Origin of the sequence: Streptomyces sp. NL15-2K (assembly GCF_030551255.1) — a bacterium.
Taxonomy (GTDB): domain Bacteria; phylum Actinomycetota; class Actinomycetes; order Streptomycetales; family Streptomycetaceae; genus Streptomyces.
Genome location: NZ_CP130630.1, coordinates 693,021 through 711,014, shown reverse-complemented (window position 1 = coordinate 711,014; position 17,994 = coordinate 693,021). Strand labels below are relative to the sequence as shown.

4 protein-coding genes are annotated in these 17,994 nt (G+C 74.0%); all 4 read left to right on the top strand.

All coding sequences use genetic code 11. The features are described 5' to 3' along the window. The first annotated feature begins 214 nt into the window (after positions 1 to 214). Positions 215 to 10,582 carry an SDR family NAD(P)-dependent oxidoreductase gene (locus Q4V64_RS02880; RefSeq protein WP_216377519.1) on the top strand — a complete coding sequence of 3,456 codons (10,368 nt, stop codon included), beginning with the start codon at positions 215 to 217 and terminating at the stop codon, positions 10,580 to 10,582. After that, positions 10,579 to 14,073 carry an amino acid adenylation domain-containing protein gene (locus Q4V64_RS02875; protein WP_124437000.1) on the top strand — a complete coding sequence of 1,165 codons (3,495 nt, stop codon included), beginning with the start codon at positions 10,579 to 10,581 and terminating at the stop codon, positions 14,071 to 14,073. Before Q4V64_RS02880 ends, Q4V64_RS02875 begins: the two co-directional genes overlap by 4 nt. A gap of 66 nt (positions 14,074 to 14,139) precedes the next feature. Then, a complete protein-coding gene (locus tag Q4V64_RS02870; protein ID WP_124436999.1) occupies positions 14,140 to 15,270 on the top strand; it encodes an OzmP in 1,131 nt (376 codons plus the stop codon). A gap of 23 nt (positions 15,271 to 15,293) precedes the next feature. Next, entirely contained in the window at positions 15,294 to 17,948 is a 2,655-nt protein-coding gene (locus Q4V64_RS02865) for a beta-ketoacyl synthase N-terminal-like domain-containing protein (RefSeq protein ID WP_124436998.1), read from the top strand. Positions 17,949 to 17,994 lie beyond the last annotated feature (46 nt).

Below are 17,994 nucleotides of genomic sequence, written 5' to 3'. Positions count from 1 at the left end.
CTCGCCCTGTTCGAGCAGGCCCTCGGCACCTCCGGCGCGCTCGTCGCCGCCCACGGGGACGTCCGGAAGATCACCACCGCGCTCACCGCGCCCGTCGCCCAGGCGGCCCGGACGGCCGTAGCCGCCGTCGTCGAGGGGGACGCCCCCCCGCACGCGGGCCCTGCGGCTGCTGCGCGAGCTGATCGCCGCCGAGACGGGGCTGGACGCGGCCGAGATGGCCGAGAACGACCCGTTCGAGCGGTACGGGATCGACTCGCTGATGATCGCCAAGCTCAACCGCGAGCTGGACCGGCACTTCGAGGGCCTGTCCAAGACTCTGTTCTTCGAGTACGCCACCCTGAGCGAACTCGCCGACTACTTCGCCGCGCACCACGCGGGCGAGCTGAGCGGCGGCGACACGGCTGAGGCCCCGGTGACGACCACGACCACGGCCGTGGACCGCGGCTCCCGCCCGGCGCGCACCGTCCTTCGCACCCGACAGACGGCTGTCGGCGAGCCCGCCGAGGACGACGAGGCGATCGCCGTCATCGGCATCAGCGGTCGCTACCCCCAGGCCGACACCGTGGAGGAGTTCTGGCACAACCTCGTCGAGGGCCGCGACTGCGTCACCGAGATCCCCACCGACCGCTGGGACAGCACCCGCTGGTACGACCCCGATCCGGCGGCGCCCGGCCTCGCCCACACCCGGTGGGGCGGTTTCCTGCGCGACGTCGACCGCTTCGACCCGCTCTTCTTCGGTATCTCCCCGCGCCAGGCGGAACTGATGGACCCCCAGGAGCGGCTGTTCCTGCAGAACGCCTGGCATGTCTTGGAGGACGCCGGATACCGCCGTACCGACCTGGCAGGAGCGCCCGTCGGCGTGTACGTCGGCGTGATGTACGGCGAGTACCAGTTCCACGGCGCCCTGGACGCCCTGCGCGGCGGCCGGCCGCTCACCGGTTCGTCCTTCGCCACCATCGCCAACCGGGTCAGCCACGCCCTGAACCTCTCCGGCCCGAGCATGGCGCTGGACACCATGTGCTCCTCCTCGCTCACCGCGATCCACCTGGCGTGCGAGAGTCTGCGCCGCGGCGAGAGCGAGCTGGCGATCGCCGGTGGCGTCAACGTTTCCGTCCATCCGTACAAGTTCGCCTTCCTCAGCCAGGGCCGCTTCCTCTCCTCCGACGGCCGCTGCCGTGCCTTCGGCGCGGGCGGCGACGGCTATGTGCCCGGAGAGGGCGTCGGCGCCGTCCTGCTCAAGCCCTACCGGCAGGCACTGGCCGACGGCGACCGCATCCACGGCGTGATCCTGGGCAGCGCCGTCAACCACGGCGCCCGCACCAACGGCTACAGCGTGCCCAACCCGCGCGCCCAGCAGCGGGTGACCACCGCCGCGATGGAACAGGCGGGCGTCACCCCACGGGACATCGGCTACGTCGAGGCACACGGCACCGGCACCGCCCTGGGCGACCCCATCGAGCTGACCGGCCTGACGCATGCCTACGACTCGGCCGAGGCCACGCCCGGCACGTGGCCGATCGGCTCGGTCAAGTCCAACATCGGGCACCTGGAGTCTGCGGCCGGCATCGCCGGACTGACCAAGGTGCTGTTGCAGTTCCGGCACCGCACGCTGGTGCCCTCACTGCACTCGGCCGAGCTGAACCCCAACATCGACTTCGACCGCTCCCCGTTTCGGGTCCAGCGCGAACTGTCCCCCTGGCCCGACGCGGACCGGCCGCGCCGCGCCGGCCTCAGCTCCTTCGGCGCGGGCGGCGCCAACGCGCACCTGGTCCTCCAGGAGTCCCCGAATCCCGACCCGGTCACCGACGTACCGGCGGGCGAGCAGCGCGCCGACGAGCCCGTGCTGTTCCTGTTGTCCGCCCGCGACGAGGAGCGGCTGCGGGCCTACGCCGACCGGGCTGCCCGCTTCGTCCAGACCGAGCGGGTGCCGCTCCCCGACCTGTGCTTCACCAGCCAGGTCGGCCGCGAGGCCCTCGATGCCCGGCTCGCGGTGGCGGTCACCGACGGCGCCGAACTCGTCGCCGCCCTGTGCCGGTTCGCCGAGGGCGAGCCCGCCCCCGACCTCGCCGCCGGCGGCGAATTGGGCGAGATGGCCCGCCGCTGGCTCGGGGGCGCCGACGTGGACTGGGCCGCCTGGCACGCCGGCCGGCCCGGTCCCGCCCCGCGCCGGGTGCGCGCTCCCCAGTACCCGTTCGCCGCCGAGCGCCACTGGATCCCGCTCGACGCCGACCTGGGCACGGCCGCACCCCATCCGCTGGTCGACGCCAACGAGTCCACCGTCGCCGAGGTCCGTTTCCGCAAGACGTTGCGCGCGCAGGACCCGTTGCTGCGCGACCACGTGATCGAGGGCCGGCCGCTGCTCGCGGGTGCTGCGACCCTGGAGTTCGTCCGCGCCGCCGCCGCGCTCGCCGAGCCGGGCGTCCGGCACGCGGTGCGCGAGGTGGTGTGGGGACGGGCCGTCGAACTCGCCCACGGCGAGCTGGAGTTGTACGTCTCGTTCGGCCCGGACGGCACCGGCCTGGCCTTCGAGGTGTACAGCGGGACCGGCGCCGCGCGCATCACCCACGCCCGGGGCACCGCCGTCCCGGCCCCCGCCGTCCCGCCGGCCGCCGAGGACCTCGCCGCGCTGCGCGCCCGGCTGTCCGTCGTACGCGACGGGCCCACCGCCTACGGCGACTACGAGAGCGCCGGATTCGCCTACGGCCCCTCCTTCCAGGTCATCGACGAGATCCGGGCCGGCACGGGCGAGGCGCTGGTCAGGCTGAGCACCGACTCGACAACCGGTACCGAGCTGCCGCCCGCGCTCCTCGACGGCGCCCTGCGGGCCTGCCACTGGACCGGCCGGTCCGCCGCACCGCGCCCTGGTGAACTCGCCGTCCCCTTCAGCCTCGGTGCCCTGGACGTCTTCGCTCCGCTGCCCGGCGTCTGCCACGCCCACGCCCGGCTGGTCGGCGAGTCGGCGGGCGTGCGCCGCTTCGATCTGACCGTGTACGACGACGAGGGCCGCGTGCTGGCCACGGCGCGGGACTTCGCCGGGCGTACGCCGTCGGCGCCGAGCGCGTTGACGGCGTCGAGCGCGCCGACTCGGGCGACTGCGGCAGCCGCGTCGCCTGCGGCGACCGCGCGGACCGCCCAGGCCGCGCCGAGTGAGCCTACCGCGCCGACCGAACCGGCTCCCGCCCCCGGCGAGCCCCGCCTCTACGAGCCGTACTGGCGCCCCGTCTCCATCCCGGAACCGGGCAGCGCTGCCGGGACCCTCGCCCTGCTGGGCCGCCACCCCGAGCTGGAGTCCGCCCTGGCCGCGACCGGCGCGTGGCGGCGCGTCGTCACCGTCGGCGAGGGCACCGGCGCGCTCGCCTCCCTCGCCGGGGACGACGGGCTCGACCTCGCCGTCGTAGCCGCGCTGACCGACACCGAGGCGGGCGAAACCTCACCGGCCGACCTCCTCGACCGCGCCTGCGCCCCCGTCCTCGACGTGCTGGACGCGGTCCGTTCCAAGGCGCTGCCGGGCCGCGTCCGGTGCCTGGTGGTGCACCCGCAGGACGACGGCAGGGACCGGCCCGAGTGGGCCGCCCTGGCCGGGTTCGCCCGTTCCACGGCGCCGACCGCGCCCCGCCTCGAACTGCTCACCCTGGGCGTCGACGCCGCGGCCCCGGCCGCCGAGGTCGCCCGGGCCGTGGCGGCCGAACTGCGCGCCGCACCCCGCGCCGCCGGTCTCGAGGTCCGCCGTACCGCCTCCGGGGAGCGGGAGATACGGTCCCTGCGCCCGATCGACGGGACGGCACCCTCGGCCTCGGCCGAACCGCCCCTGCGCCGGGGCGGTGTGTACGTCGTCACCGGCGGCAACGGTGCCATCGGCCGGGTGCTCGCCGAGTACCTGGCCCGCACCCACGCGGCCAAGCTGGTGCTGATCGGCCGCTCCGAGCCCGACGACGGCGCCCGCGCCTGGCACCGCACGCTCACCGGCCTCGGTGCCGACGTACTCGCCCTGCGCGCCGACGTAGCCCGCGCCGACGAACTCGAAGCGGCACTGGCAGCCGCCCGGGACCGGTTCGGCCCGCTGCACGGCGTGTTCCACCTGGCGGGCGTCGCCGACGAGGGCCGGGCGGACGGCGACCGGGAGCGGTTCTCCCGGCTGCTCGCGGCCAAGACCCACGGCCTGGTCCACCTGGACCGGCTGACCGGCGAGGACACCCTCGACCTCTTCGTCGTGTTCGCCTCCGTCTCCTCCCTCATCGGCGACTTCGGCGCGGCCGGCTACGCCACCGCCAACCGCTTCGCCGACCTCTTCACGGTGCTCCGGGACACGCGGGTGCGCCGGGGCGAGCGGCACGGTCGCAGTCTCTCCCTGGCCTGGCCGCTGTGGGCGGTCGGCGGGGTCGACGGGCTGGTCCGGGAGGTGGAACTGGCCGCGTACACCCGAAGCACCGGGATGCGGGCACTGACCTCCGACCAGGGGCTGGACCTCTTCACGCGCTCCTTCGCCCCCGGCGCCTCCTGGCTCGTCCCCGCCTGGGGCGACCCGGCGGCGATCGACGCGGCCCTGACGGACGCACCCGCACGGACCCCGGCACCCGTCCCGGCCGCGCCCACCGCCGCCGCCCGCCGGGACCGGCTGGTGGAGCACCTGCGCGGCGTCCTCGCGGGCGTGCTCAAACTGCCCGTGGGACGCCTCGACAGCCGTGTCCCGCTGGACGACTACGGCCTGGACTCCGTCCTGGTCATGGAGTCCAACTCGCTGCTCGGCAAGGACTTCCCGGGCCTGCGCGGCACGGTGTTCTTCGAGTACCGGACGGTCGACGAACTGGCCGACCACGTCCTCGCCGAACACGCCGATGCCGTCACCCGCCTGTTCCCGGAGGAGACCGAGTTCCCGGAGGAGGCCGAGTTCCCGGAGGAGACCGAGCCGCGGCAGCAGGACACGGCTCCCGTGCCCGCACCCGTACCCGCTCCGGCCCCGCACACCCCGCCCGCCCCCCGGGCCGACGACGAGCCCATCGCCGTCATCGGCATCAGCGGTCGCTACCCCCAGGCCGACACCCTGGAGGAGTTCTGGCACAACCTCGCCGAGGGCCGCGACTGCGTGACCGAGGTCCCCGCCGACCGCTGGGACGCCGACGCCCTGTTCGACGCGGACCCGGCCGCACCGGGCCGCAGCTACAGCCGCTGGGGCGGCTTCCTGTCGGACGTGGACTCCTTCGACTCGCTGTTCTTCCAGATCGCGCCCAAGCAGGCCCGCACGATGGACCCGCAGGAGCGGCTCTTCCTCCAGACGGCCTGGTCGGCGCTGGAGAACGCCGGTTACCCGCCGTCCCGTATCCCGGCGCCCCGGTTCGGCGGCCAGGGCCATGACGTCGGAGTCTTCGTCGGCGTGATGTGGGACGACTACGCGATCCTCGCGGCCACGGAGTCCGCGCGCGGCAACCACCAGGTGGTGCTGGCCAACCGCTCCTCCATCGCCAACCAGGTCTCGTACTTCGGCGACTTCCGCGGCCCGAGCGTGGTGGTGGACACCGCCTGTTCCGCCTCCCTCGTGGCCGTGCACCAGGCCTGCGAGAGCATCCGCCGCGGCGAGTGCTCGTACGCCGTCGCGGGCGGGGTGAACGTCGCCGTCCACCCGGACAAGTACGTGCACCTCAGCCGCAAGACGATGCTGTCCGCGGACGGCCGCTGCCGTGCCTTCGGGGCGGGCGGCAGCGGCTACGTGCCCGGCGAGGGCGTCGGCGCGGTGGTGCTCAAGCGGCTGTCGGACGCCGTCCGCGACGGCGACACCGTGCACGCCGTGATCCGCGCGAGCGCCGTGGGTCACGGCGGTCGTACCGGCGGCTACACCGTGCCCAACCCGCAGGCCCAACAGGCGCTGGTGGAACAGGCGCTGGCCGCCGCGGGCATCGACGCCCGCACCATCGGCTGCGTCGAGGCGCACGGCACCGGTACCGCCCTGGGCGACCCGATCGAGCACACCGCGCTGGCGCAGGCCTTCGCCCGGCACACCGACGACACCGGGTTCTGCGCGCTCGGCTCGGTGAAGTCCGCCATCGGCCACCTGGAGGGCGCCGCCGGCATCGCCGGGCTCACCAAGGCCGTCCTTCAGCTGCGGCACGGCACCCTGCTGCCGACGCTGCACGCCGAGGAACCCAACCCGGTCATCGACTTCGACCGCTCGCCGTTCACCGTGCAGCGTCAGACGGCGCCCTGGCCGCGCGCCTACGACGCCGACGGCCGCCCGCTGCCGCGCCGTGCCGCCGTCAGCTCCTTCGGCGCGGGCGGCACCAACGCGCACGTCATCGTGGAGGAATACCTGGCGCCCGAGCCCGCACCCACCGGGCCCGAGTCCCCGGAGCTGATCGTCCTCTCCGCCCGCGACGAGGACCGGCTCCGCGCCTACGCGGCCGACTTGAGCCGCGCCCTGGCCGCCGCCCCGTCCGGCCTGCGCCTCGCGGACGTCGCCCACACCCTGCGGGTGGGCCGCGAACCCTTCGCCGAGCGGCGGGCGTTCGTCGCCGCCGACCTCGCGGACGCGGCCGACAAGCTCGCCGCCGTCAGCCGCGGCGAGGGCGGCCAGTGGCTGCACCGGGGCCGTGTCGAACAACACCCGCCCCTGGCCGATCTGCTGACCGAGGGCGCCGGCGCCGAGGAATTCCTGGCCGCCCAGATCGCCGCAGGCGCCGACGACCTCCTCGGCCGGCTGTGGGTGTCCGGCGTCACCGTCGACTGGGACCTGCTGGAGCGCCTGCGTCCCGCCGGGCGCCGCCGGGTGCCCCTGCCGACGTACCCCTTCGAGCGGGTCCGGCACTGGCTCGACACCACGTCGGCGCCCACCACCCCCGGGAACCGTGTGTGGCGGCGCAAGCTGGCCGCCGACGAGCCGGTGCTGCGCGACCACGTCGTGGACGGGCGGCCGATCCTCCCGGGCGTCGGGCACCTGGACCTCGTCGCCGAGGCGAGCGGCGGGCTGACCGGGCGGGCCTGCGCGGACGTCCGCTGGGTCGTCCCGCTGGCCGTGACCGGGGACGAGGAACCGGTCGCGGTGACCTTCGACGGCGACCGGTACGAGGTCCGCGGCGCCGACGAGGTCGTACGCTCCTACGGTCGCCTCGCCGACGCCCCCGCCGCGCCCGCCCCCCTCGACGTGACCGCGCTGCGCGCTCGCCTGGACGAGGGCCCCGACGCGGGCGCCTTCTACCGAGCACTGGCCGGGCAGGGGCTGCCGTACGGGCCGTACTTCCGCCGCGTCCGGCAAGTGTGGACCGGCGCGGACGAGGTGCTCGGCCGGATCGGCGAGGCCGCGGGCAGGGACCCGGCGCACGCCCTGCACCCGGGCGTCCTGGACGCCGCCCTGCACACCGTCGCCGCCCTGCTGGTCCGCCGCCGTGGCGAGCACGCCCGGCCGATGCTGCCGTTCGCGGCCGACCGCGTCGAGGTCTTCGGCCCGGTCCCGGCGACCGGCTGGTCGTACGTCCGCCAGACCGGGACCGACCGCTACGAGGTGCTGCTCTGCGACGACGCGGGCGCGGTACGGGTGCGGTTCGAGGGCCTGACCTACCGGGAGGCCAAACCGTCCGCGGTGGTCGTGCACCGGCCGGTGTGGACCGCCCGGCCCGCCGACGGCCGTGTCGAAGCGGCCCGTAGCGTGCTCCTGGTCGGGGACCGGCTGGACGCCGAGCCCGCCACCGGCATCGCCCGCGCCCACCACGACGCGGACGTACGGCGGCTGCGGATCGGTCCGGCCGGCCTCACCGACGCCGAAGTCGACCGTGCCCTTGCCGGATCCGACGCACCCGACCTCGTCTACTTCCTCGGTACGGCGCCCGGGCCCGAGCCCGTCGACCGCGGCGAGCTGCGGGCCCTGACCGACCGGGGACCGGTCGCCCTGTACCGCCTGGTGCGGGCCCTGGACCGGCACGGCGCTCTGGCGCGCGAGACGCGTCTGAAGGTCGTCACCACGGATGTCCACCCGCTGGAGGCCGGCGACGGCTCCTCCCCGTGGGCGGCCGGGCTCCAGGGCCTCGCCACCGTCGCGGCCAAAGAGTTCCCCACCCTGAGCGTGTCGCTGGTCGACGTGCGCGCGGCGGAGGCCGACCGCGCCGCCGCCGCGATCGTGGCGGAGCCGTTCCCGGCCCGGCCGGTGCCGGTGTCGCTGCGGGCCGGCGTCCGTCGCGTGCGCACGCTGGAGCGGGTCGAACTGCCCGCCGCCGCGCCCCGGTTCCGCAAGGGCGGCGTCTACCTGGTCGTCGGCGGCCTCGGCGCGGTCGGCCGGGACACCTGCCGGCACCTGGCACGCACCTACGGGGCGAAGCTGATCGTGGTCGGCCGCTCCCCGCTCGACGAGGCCAGGCGGCAGACGATCGCGGAACTTCAGCAGGCCGGCGCCGAGGTCCGCCACCTCGCTCTCGACGCCACCGACCCGGCCGCGCTCACCGAGGCCGTCCGCCTTGCCGAGCGCGAGTTCGGCGCCCTGCACGGAGTGATCAACGCCGCGATGGTGCTGGTCAACCAGGTCCTGCGGGAGCTGCCGGAGGCGGAGCTGCGGACCGCGCTGGAGTGCAAGACCGGCTCCGCCTGGAGCCTGCTGCACGCGGTGCGCGACGTACCGCTGGACTTCGCGCTCTTCTACTCCTCGGGGGTGGTCTTCGAGGGCAACCACGGCCAGGCGGGCTACGCGGCCGGCTGCGCCTTCGCCGACGCCTACGCCCTGCACGCCGCCCGCACCCTGCCCTTCCCGGTACGGGTGCTCAACCTCGGCTACTGGCACGCGGGCGGTGACCCGGAGCGCGAGCGGGTGCTGCGCCGCTTCGAGACCGCCGGCATCCGTGCGCTGACCGCCGAGCGGGGCATGACCGTCGTCGAGCGGACCCTCGCCGCCGACCTGCCCCAGGTGTTCACCCTGGACGCCGACCGGCCCGTCCTGGACCACCTCGGCATCGACCCCGACCGCACCCTGAGCGTGCTCCCCGGCGACACCTCCGGCCCGCTGCCCGAGGTCTGCTTCCCGGACGCGCCCGACGCCGACCACGAGCTGGTCGCGCACCAGCGCGCGGTCGCCGAGGTGGAGCGACTGGCGGAGGACCTGCTGGCGTCGGTGCTGCACCGGGCAGGCCTGTTCGGCGCGGGCGGGGCCACCGGGGAGGGCTCGCGGGAGGAACTCGCCGCCCGCTTGGGCGTGGTGCCCGAGCACGCCGAACTGTTCCAGGCCCAGCTGGACATACTTGTGGAGGCGGGCTGGCTGACGGTCACGGACGGCGGCCGCGTCCGTCCGGCGGGCCGTACGGTCCAGGCCGAGGCGGAGCCCGTATGGGTTTTGGATGAATTGACGGAACGTCATCCGGCCCTCGCACCGGTCGTCACGCTCCTTCGTGACTGCCTGACCGCGCTGCCCGACGTGCTCACCGGCCGCCGCCCCGCCATGGAGATCCTCTTCCCCGACGGCTCCACCGAGCGCGTGGCAGCCGTCTACCGGGGCGACCCGGTCACCGACCGCTGCAACGCCGAGGTGGCGCGACTCGTGGTCGGGCAGGTCCGGGCACGCCGGGCCGCCGACCCCACGACACCGGTGCGGATCCTGGAGGTCGGTGCCGGGACGGGCGGTACGACGGCGACCGTGCTCGCCGCGCTCGCCCCTTACGGCGACTCGGTCGAATACGTCTTCACCGACATCTCCCCGGCCTTCGTCCGCAAGGCCAGGAGCCGGTTCGGCGCCGAGTACCCCTTCGCCCGCTTCGAGGTGCTGGACATCGAGGCCGACCCGACCGGGCAGGGCCTGTCGCCCGGCACCTGTGACGTGGTGCTCGGCACCAACGTCCTGCACGCCACCCGGCGGCTGTCCGACCCACTGACGCACGCCAAGCGGCTGCTGCGGCGGGGCGGGACGCTGCTGCTCGTGGAGGGCACCCGGGTCCGGCACCAGCTGGCGCTGATCTTCGGCCTGACGTCCGGCTGGTGGCTGTTCGCCGACCCCGAGCAGCGCATGTCCCGTTCCCCGCTGGCGAGTGAGCGGCAGTGGCGGGACGTCCTGGCGGCCTGCGGCTTCACGGACATCAGCGCGGCGGCGCCGACGACTCAGGCCGGAGCGGCCTTCCAGAGCGTCATCGCCGCCGTCAGCGACGGCGTGGTGCCCGTCACCGGGCCGGACCCGGTCCCGGCCACGGCCCCCGATTCCCTCGCGGCTCCTGTTGCCGCCCCGGTCCCGGCTTCCCCGGACAACGACACGCTCAAGCAGGTGACGGAGGTCTTCGCCCGCGTCCTCGAGATGACCCCCGACCAGCTCGACCCCGACCTCACCTTCGAGAACTACGGCGTGGACTCGCTGGTCGTCCTGGAACTGACCCGGGGCCTGGAAGCGGTGTACGGACCGCAGTCGGCGACCCTCCTGTTCGAGCGGATCACCATCCGGCAGCTGGCCGACCACTTCAGCGCCCAGGCACCCGACGCCCTTGCTCCTGCCACCGACCCCGCAGAGCCCCCACCTGCCCCGGCCGACGAAGCCGAGCGCCTGGTCGCCGCCCTGTCCGACGCAGCCGTCGATGAGCTGCTGGCCGAACTGCTCTCCGGACGCGGGGAGTCCGAAGGAGGCGGACGATGACTGCCGAACCGTTCGAACCGTTCAGCTGTGTCGTGATCGGCGAGGAGGCCCTCCTCGTCGAGTGCACCAGGCTGCTGCTGGCCCGCGGGCACACGGTGGCCGCCGTGGTGTCCCCGTCCGACGAGTTGCTCACCTGGGCGCAGGGCGAGGGGCTGCCCGCCGTGCCGTTCGGCCGGGACCTCGCCGACCGGCTGGCGCCGCTGCGCTTCGACTACCTGTTCAGCATCGCCAACCTCCGCATGCTCCCTCAGGAGGTGCTCGCGCTGCCGGCCCGGCTGCCCGTCAACTTCCACGACGGTCCGCTGCCCCGGCACGCCGGTCTCTTCGCCACCAGCTGGGCCATCCTCGACGGCGACAAGCAGCACGGCGTCACCTGGCACGTGATGAACCGCGAGGCGGACACCGGTGACGTGCTCAAGCAGCGCACCGTGCCCGTCGATCCGGCGGCCACGGTGCACGATCTCGACGTCGCCTGCTTCGACGCGGGCATCGAGTCCTTCGCCGAACTCGTCGACGAACTCGCCTCCGGCACGGCCACCCGCACCCCGCAGGACCTCGACCTGCGCACCTACCACGGCCGGTACGACGGGCTGCCGCGGGCGGGCGTGTTCGACTGGCGGCAGCCGGCCGCCGAACTGGACGCGCTGGTGCGGTCGACCGCGTTCGGGCGCCGCCGCAACGACTTCGGTACGGCGCTGCTGGCCCTCGGCGACGACCTGCTGGCCGTCCGCGCCGTGGAGGTCACCGACCGGCTGTCCACCGGCGAGCCCGGCACTGTCGTCGCCTTCGGCCCCGAGGCCCTCACCGTGGCGACCGGTGACCGGGATGTCCGCCTCACCGACCTCGCCGCCCTGTCCGGCGAACGGCTCGACCCGGTGGCCCTGGCCCAGGAACTGGGCGGCCGCTTCCCGCACCTCACGGACACGGCCGCGGCCGAACTGGCCGAAGCCGCACGCGCCGCGCACCGTCAGGAGCGGCGCTGGCTGCGCGCCCTGGAGTCGCTGGAGCCGGTGCTCCCGCCCAGGTTCGGCCGCCTGCTTCCCGTCGCCCGCCCCGCGGGCGCGGTCCCGCTGCCCGAGGCCCTGCGGGCCGGGGGAGGGGATCCGGAGCAGCTGTCCCTCGCCGCCGTCCTGGCCTTCCTCGCCAGGCTCACACGCGGCGGTGAGCGTGACGTCGCCATATCCGCCCCGCCCGCGCCCTCTCCGGCGGCGGCCCGCATCCTGACGCCCGAGCTGCCGCTGCGCGCCCCCGAAGGGCTGCTCGACCGCACCCTGCCGGACCTCGCCGAGCTGGTCGGCGCCGAACTCGACCGGCTCCGGGACGTGAGGCCGTACCGCCGCGACGTCCCGCTGCGCCACCCGGCCCTGGCCGGCGCCGCCCGCACCCGCCTGCCCGTCGCCGTCTTGCTCCCCGACAGGCCGATCGAGCCGATCGAGTCAGCTGAACCGGCCGACCGGCCGCTGACCGTCCGTATCGACGCCACCGGGGCCGTCCGCTTCTGTGCGGGCACCGAGCTGACCGCCGACCAGGAGGCGTGGCTCGCGGAGCACTTCGCGGTGTTCCTCGACGCCGCGGCCGCCGAGCCGCATCGCCCGCTCGGCGCCGTCGGGATGCTCGGTCCCGAGGAACGGGAGCTGGTGCTCGGCCGGTGGAACGCCACCGACGAGGAGTACCCGCGCCAGTCCACCGTGACGCGGCTGGTCACCGACATCGCCTGCGCCGCGCCGGACACCACCGCCGTCCGCTTCGAGGACAGCTTGCTCACCTACGGCGAGCTGGACGAGGCCGCCGACCGGCTGGCCCGCCACCTCGCCGGCCTGGGCGCCGGCCCCGGCAGCGTCGTCGGCGTCTACCTGGAACGCTCGCCCGAACTGCTCGTCAGCCTGCTCGCCGTCCTGCGCACCGGCGCCGCCTACGTCCCGATCGACCCCATCTACCCGCCCGCCCGCATCGGCCACATGCTGAAGGACTCCGGCACCCGGCTGGTCCTGACCGACGAGCCCCTGGGCGCCACCCTGGCGGACTTCCCGGTCACCCCGGTGGTGGTGTCCACCGCCCTGGCGACCGCACGGGACGTCGTACCGGCCGCCCCCCTCGACCGCTCCGCCCCAGACACTCCGGCGTACGTCATCTACACCTCGGGCTCCACCGGTCTGCCCAAGGGCGTCCAGGTCGGCCACCGGGCGCTGGTCAACTTCCTGTGGACGATGGCCCGCAGGCCTGGCTTCGGCTCCCGGGACTCGCTGTCGGCGCTGACCACCGTGTGCTTCGACATCGCCGGCCTGGAGCTGTACCTGCCGCTGGTGCGGGGCGGCACCGTGGAGATCCTCTCCGCCGCCGTGGCCGCCGACGGCGTCGCCCTGCGCGAGCGCGTCGAGAAGTCGGCACCCACCGTCCTCCAGGCCACCCCGACCACCTGGCAGATGCTGCTCGCCGCGGGCTGGACCGGCGATCCGCAGCTGAAGGCGCTGTGCGGCGGCGAACCGCTGCCCGCCGAGCTGGCCGACCGGCTCGCCCCACGCGTCGGCGCGCTGTACAACATGTACGGCCCCACCGAGACCACCATCTGGTCCACCGTCGACCGGGTGCGGCCCGGCGAGCCGGTCACCATCGGCCGCCCCATCGGCAACACCCGCTGCCACGTCCTCGACGAGCGCGGCGTGCCCGTCCCGCCCGGCATCCCCGGCGAGCTGCTCCTGTCCGGCGACGGCGTCGCCGACGGCTACCTCGGCCGACCCGAGCTGACCACCGAACGCTTCGTCCCCGCCCCCGAGGGCGGCACCGGCCGCGCCTACCGCACCGGCGACCTGGTACGGCACCTGCCCGACGGCCGCCTGGAGTACCTGGAGCGGATCGACGGCCAGATCAAGCTCAACGGCTACCGGATCGAACTCGGCGAGGTGGAGTCCGCCCTGCGCCGGCTCCCCGGCGTCACCGCCGCCGTCGCCGTCGTCCGCGAGGACCGGCCCGGCGAACGCCGCCTGGTCGCCTACGCCGTCGGCCCGTCCGGCGCGCCGGACACCGCCGGGCTGCGCGCCGCCCTGGGGGAGCGACTGCCCGCCTACATGGTCCCGTCGGCCGTCGTCGTCCTGCCGAAGCTGCCGCTCACCCCGAACGGCAAAGTCGACCGCAAGGCCCTGCCCAAGCCGGACGTCGCCCGGACCGCGGGCGGCACGGAGGCCGTCCGCACCGACCTGGAGCGCCGCATCGCCGAGGTCTGGTGCGAGGCGCTGGGCCTGGAGGCGGTGGGCGCCGAGGAGAACTTCTTCGACGCCGGCGGCGACTCGCTGCGCCTGACGTCCGTGGTGGCGGCGCTGGGTGAGCGGCTCGGCCTGAAGGCCACCCGCCTCGACATGTTCGCCCACCCGACGGTACGCGCCATGGCGGCCCATGTCTCCGGCACCACCGACGGCGCCGTGCCCAGGCCCCAGCGCTCCCGGGACGTCTCCGCGCTGGCCCGCCGCCGCGACCGGAGGCAGCGCCGCTCATGACCGGTCGCCACCCCTTCGCCACGCACACCGCACATCCAGATCCGTCCCGTTCCCCAGGGGGTTTTCGTGTCCAGTTGCCAGGTCTGCTCGCTCAAGGCCGACCATCCGGGGGTGATGCTCGACGACCAGGGGGTGTGCAACCTGTGCAACCTGGACTTCGCCGAGGACCTGCTGGTCAACTACCGCTACACCAGCGAGGCGTTCACCGAGTTCCAGCAGGCGCCGCCCGGCGACGGCGAGTACGACTGTCTGTTCATGTACAGCGGCGGCAAGGACAGCACGTACATGCTTGACAAGTTCGTCAACGAGTACGGCAAGCGGGTGCTGGCCTTCACGTTCGACGTGCCCTTCGAGAGTGTGCACGCCGCCCAGAACATCGCGCTGGCCCGGGAGAAGATCCCGGCGACGTTCGTCCTGGACGCCGACGACGACAACATCAAGCTGATGATGCGCGAGGTGTTCAACCGCCCCGCGCCGAAGAAGCCCGGCAAGTACCTCGACGAGAAGCTGCCCTGCGTCTCCTGCCGCACCTTCTTCGTGCTGCGGGCGATCCTCATGGCGTACCAGCGGAAGATCCCCTACATCGCGCTGTGCGCCGACCCGCAGCAGATCCTCACCATGGAGTCCAACGTCAAGGAGATCGTCCGCGGCTTCTACAAGACGTTCGGCGAGCGGCTCACCGACACGCTGTTCGGCGGACAGCTGGAGGAACTCCTCTTCGACGAGGAGAACCTGCCGAAGATCGTTTTCCCGTTCATCGCCATGCGGCACGAGTACGACCCGGACCGCATCGTCGAGGAACTGCGCGCCAAGGGGCTGTACCAGTCGTCACCGCTGGAGACGCACTGCACCCTCTTCCCGCTCCTGAACTACTACTCGTTCAGCAACTTCGACTGCATGTTCTACAAGCTCAACGCGGCCAGCCATGTCCGGTCCGTCAAACGCAACGCCTCCTACGACCGCAACACCTTCAGCATCAAGTTCCCGCGCTCGCTCGACCTCGCGGACGTGGAGGAGCGGCTGGGCAAGGTCGTCCTGGAGATCGCAGCGGGGGAGGGCGACCGCGAGGAACACGAGCGCAGCCTCGTCGAGCTGTTCCAGCGCATGGACGCCTCCGAGGACGCCGCCCGGTTCGTCGCCGGCAGCTTCCTCGACATGCGTTCCGTCGCCGCCGACCTCGGCATCCGGCTGAGCTGAGACCCCCCACCAGGAGAACCACCATGACTCATTCCGACTCCGATGTCGCGATCATCGGCATGGCCTGCCGCTTCCCGGGCGCCGACTCCGTCGACCGTTTCTGGGAGGTCCTCAGCGAGGGGCGGGAGACGCTGACCCGCTACACCGACGAGGAACTCCTCGCCGCCGGGGTGCCCGCCGACCGGCTGGCCGACCCGCGCTACGTGAAGGCCGCCCAGACCATCCCCGGCACCGACCTGTTCGACTCCGAGCTGTTCCAGTTCACCCACGACGAGGCCGAGATCCTCGACCCGCAGCACCGGGTCTTCCTGGAATGCGCGCTTCAGGCCCTGGAGCGGGCCGGGTACGACCCCGAGCGCACCGACGCCCGGATAGGCGTCTACGCGGGCGCGGGCATGAACACCTACCTGCTGCACAACCTGGGCGAGCGCTACCGGGCCGCGTCCTCCGTGGACCACTACCGGCTGATGCTCGCCAACGACAAGGACTTCCTCAGCACCCGGGTGTCCTACAAGCTCAACCTGACCGGCCCGAGCGTCAGTATCAACACCGCCTGCTCCACCTCCCTGGTCGCCGTGCACACCGCCTGCCTCGCCCTGCTCGGCGGCGAGTGCGACATGGCGCTGGTCGGCGCGGTGCACCTCAGCCCGCCGAACCAGGGTTACCAGTACCAGGAAGGCATGATCTTCTCGCCCGACGGCCACTGCCGCGCCTTCGACGCCGAGGCCCGCGGCACCGTGATCGGCAGCGGCGCCGGAGCGGTCGTACTGAAGCGGCTGCCGGACGCGCTCGCCGACGGCGACTGGATCCACGCCGTCATCAAGGGCTCCGCCATCAACAACGACGGCTCCACCAAGACGGGTTACACAGCGCCCAGCGTCTCCGGGCAGGCCGCCGTCATCGCCGACGCCCAGGACGTCGCCGACGTCGAGGCGGACACCATCGGGTACGTCGAGGCGCACGGCACCGGCACGCCGCTGGGCGACCCCATCGAGGTCGCCGCGCTCACCGAGGCGTTCCGGCACGGCACCGAGCGCACCGGGTACTGCGCGCTCGGCTCGGTGAAGACCAACATCGGGCACCTGGACACGGCCGCCGGCATGGCGGGCCTGATCAAGACCGCGCTGATGCTGGAGCACCGCACCCTGGTGCCCAGCCTGCACTTCACCGAGCCCAACCCGGACATCGACTTCGCCGCCGGCCCGTTCTTCGTCAACACCGAGAAGACCGAGTGGAAGTCCGGCGACGACCCGCTGCGGGCGGGCGTCAGTTCCTTCGGCATCGGTGGTACGAACGCCCACGTGATCCTCCAGGAGGCCCCGGACCGCATCGAGGCTCCCGGCAGCCGTCAGCCGGAGCTCCTGGTCCTCTCCGCCCGCTCCGAGGAAGCCGTGAAGCAGGCCGGTGCCGCCCTGGCCCGCCAGCTGCGGGCCCGCCCCGACCTCGACCTGGCCGCCGTCGCGCAGACCCTCGCCCTCGGCCGCCGCGCCCACCCCCACCGGCTGGCCCTGGTCGCCGGCAGCACCCGCTCCGCCGCCATGGCGCTCGCCCTCGGCGACGAGGAGCGAATCCGTGCGGGCGTGACCGGACGCGAGCCCGGCGCCCCCGTCCTCGTCCTGACCGGAACCGGCGCCGACCCGGCGGACACGGCCGAGCTGTACCGGTCGGTTCCCGCCTACCGGGACGCCGCCGACGCCTGTGCCGCCGCCCTGGGACGCGCGGGGGAGGGCGAGGCCCTGCTCACCGAGGACGGCGAAGTCACCGCGTTCTGCCATGAGTACGCCCTCGCCACCGCCCTTACCGCCTGGGGCGTCACCCCGGCCGGCCTCGCTGCCACGGGCACCGGCCTCGCCGTGGCCGCAGCCCTCACCGAAGCCCTCCCGCTGTCCGACGCCCTCGCCCTGGCCCGCGGCACCGCTCCCGTCAGTGTCGCTCCGCCCCGGCTGCCCGTGGTGTCGCCGCGCACCGGCCGTTGGATGACGGAGGAGGAGAGCCGGGAACCCGGGAACTGGGCCGGGACTGCCGACCTGGGCGCCCTGGACGCGCTCCTCGACGGCACCGGCCGGCACGCGGTCCACCTCGCCCCGCAGAACGGCGAACCCTGCGGACTCACCCACCTGCTCACCCTCGCCGCCGACCAGTGGGTGCTCGGCGCCGACCTCGACTTCGCGGCCGTGCACGCCGGCCGGGACATCCGCCGGGTGCCCCTGCCCACCCACCGCTTCGAGCGGCGGCGGCACTGGGTGGAACCCGGCGACCACGCCACCCCGACCGCACCGGCATCGGCGGGCGACCGGCTGATCGCCCGCTTCGACCCGGCCGACCCGCACCACAACGTCGAACTGGTCACGGACTACCTCACCGAGGAGATCGGCAAGGTCCTCGGTGGCCGTCACCTCGCCCCCCTCGACAGCAACCTCTTCGATCTGGGCCTGGACTCGCTGGTGCTCATCGAGGTCGTCGCCAAGCTCGGCGAGGAACTCGACTTCGAGGTCCCGGCCACCTCCTTCCTCGAGTTCCCGACCATCCGCTCCTTCGCGGACAACCTCGCCGACCTGATGGGCATCGCCCCGGCCACTGACCCGGCCCCGGGGGAGGGTACGGGGACGACCGCCCCGGCCGTTCCCACCTCGCGCCGGGCCCAGCGCGCGGCGGCCCGCCGGGGAGGGCAGGCCTGACCGACTCCCGGCAGCGACGCCACGGCCCCGGCGCGGTTGCGCCGGG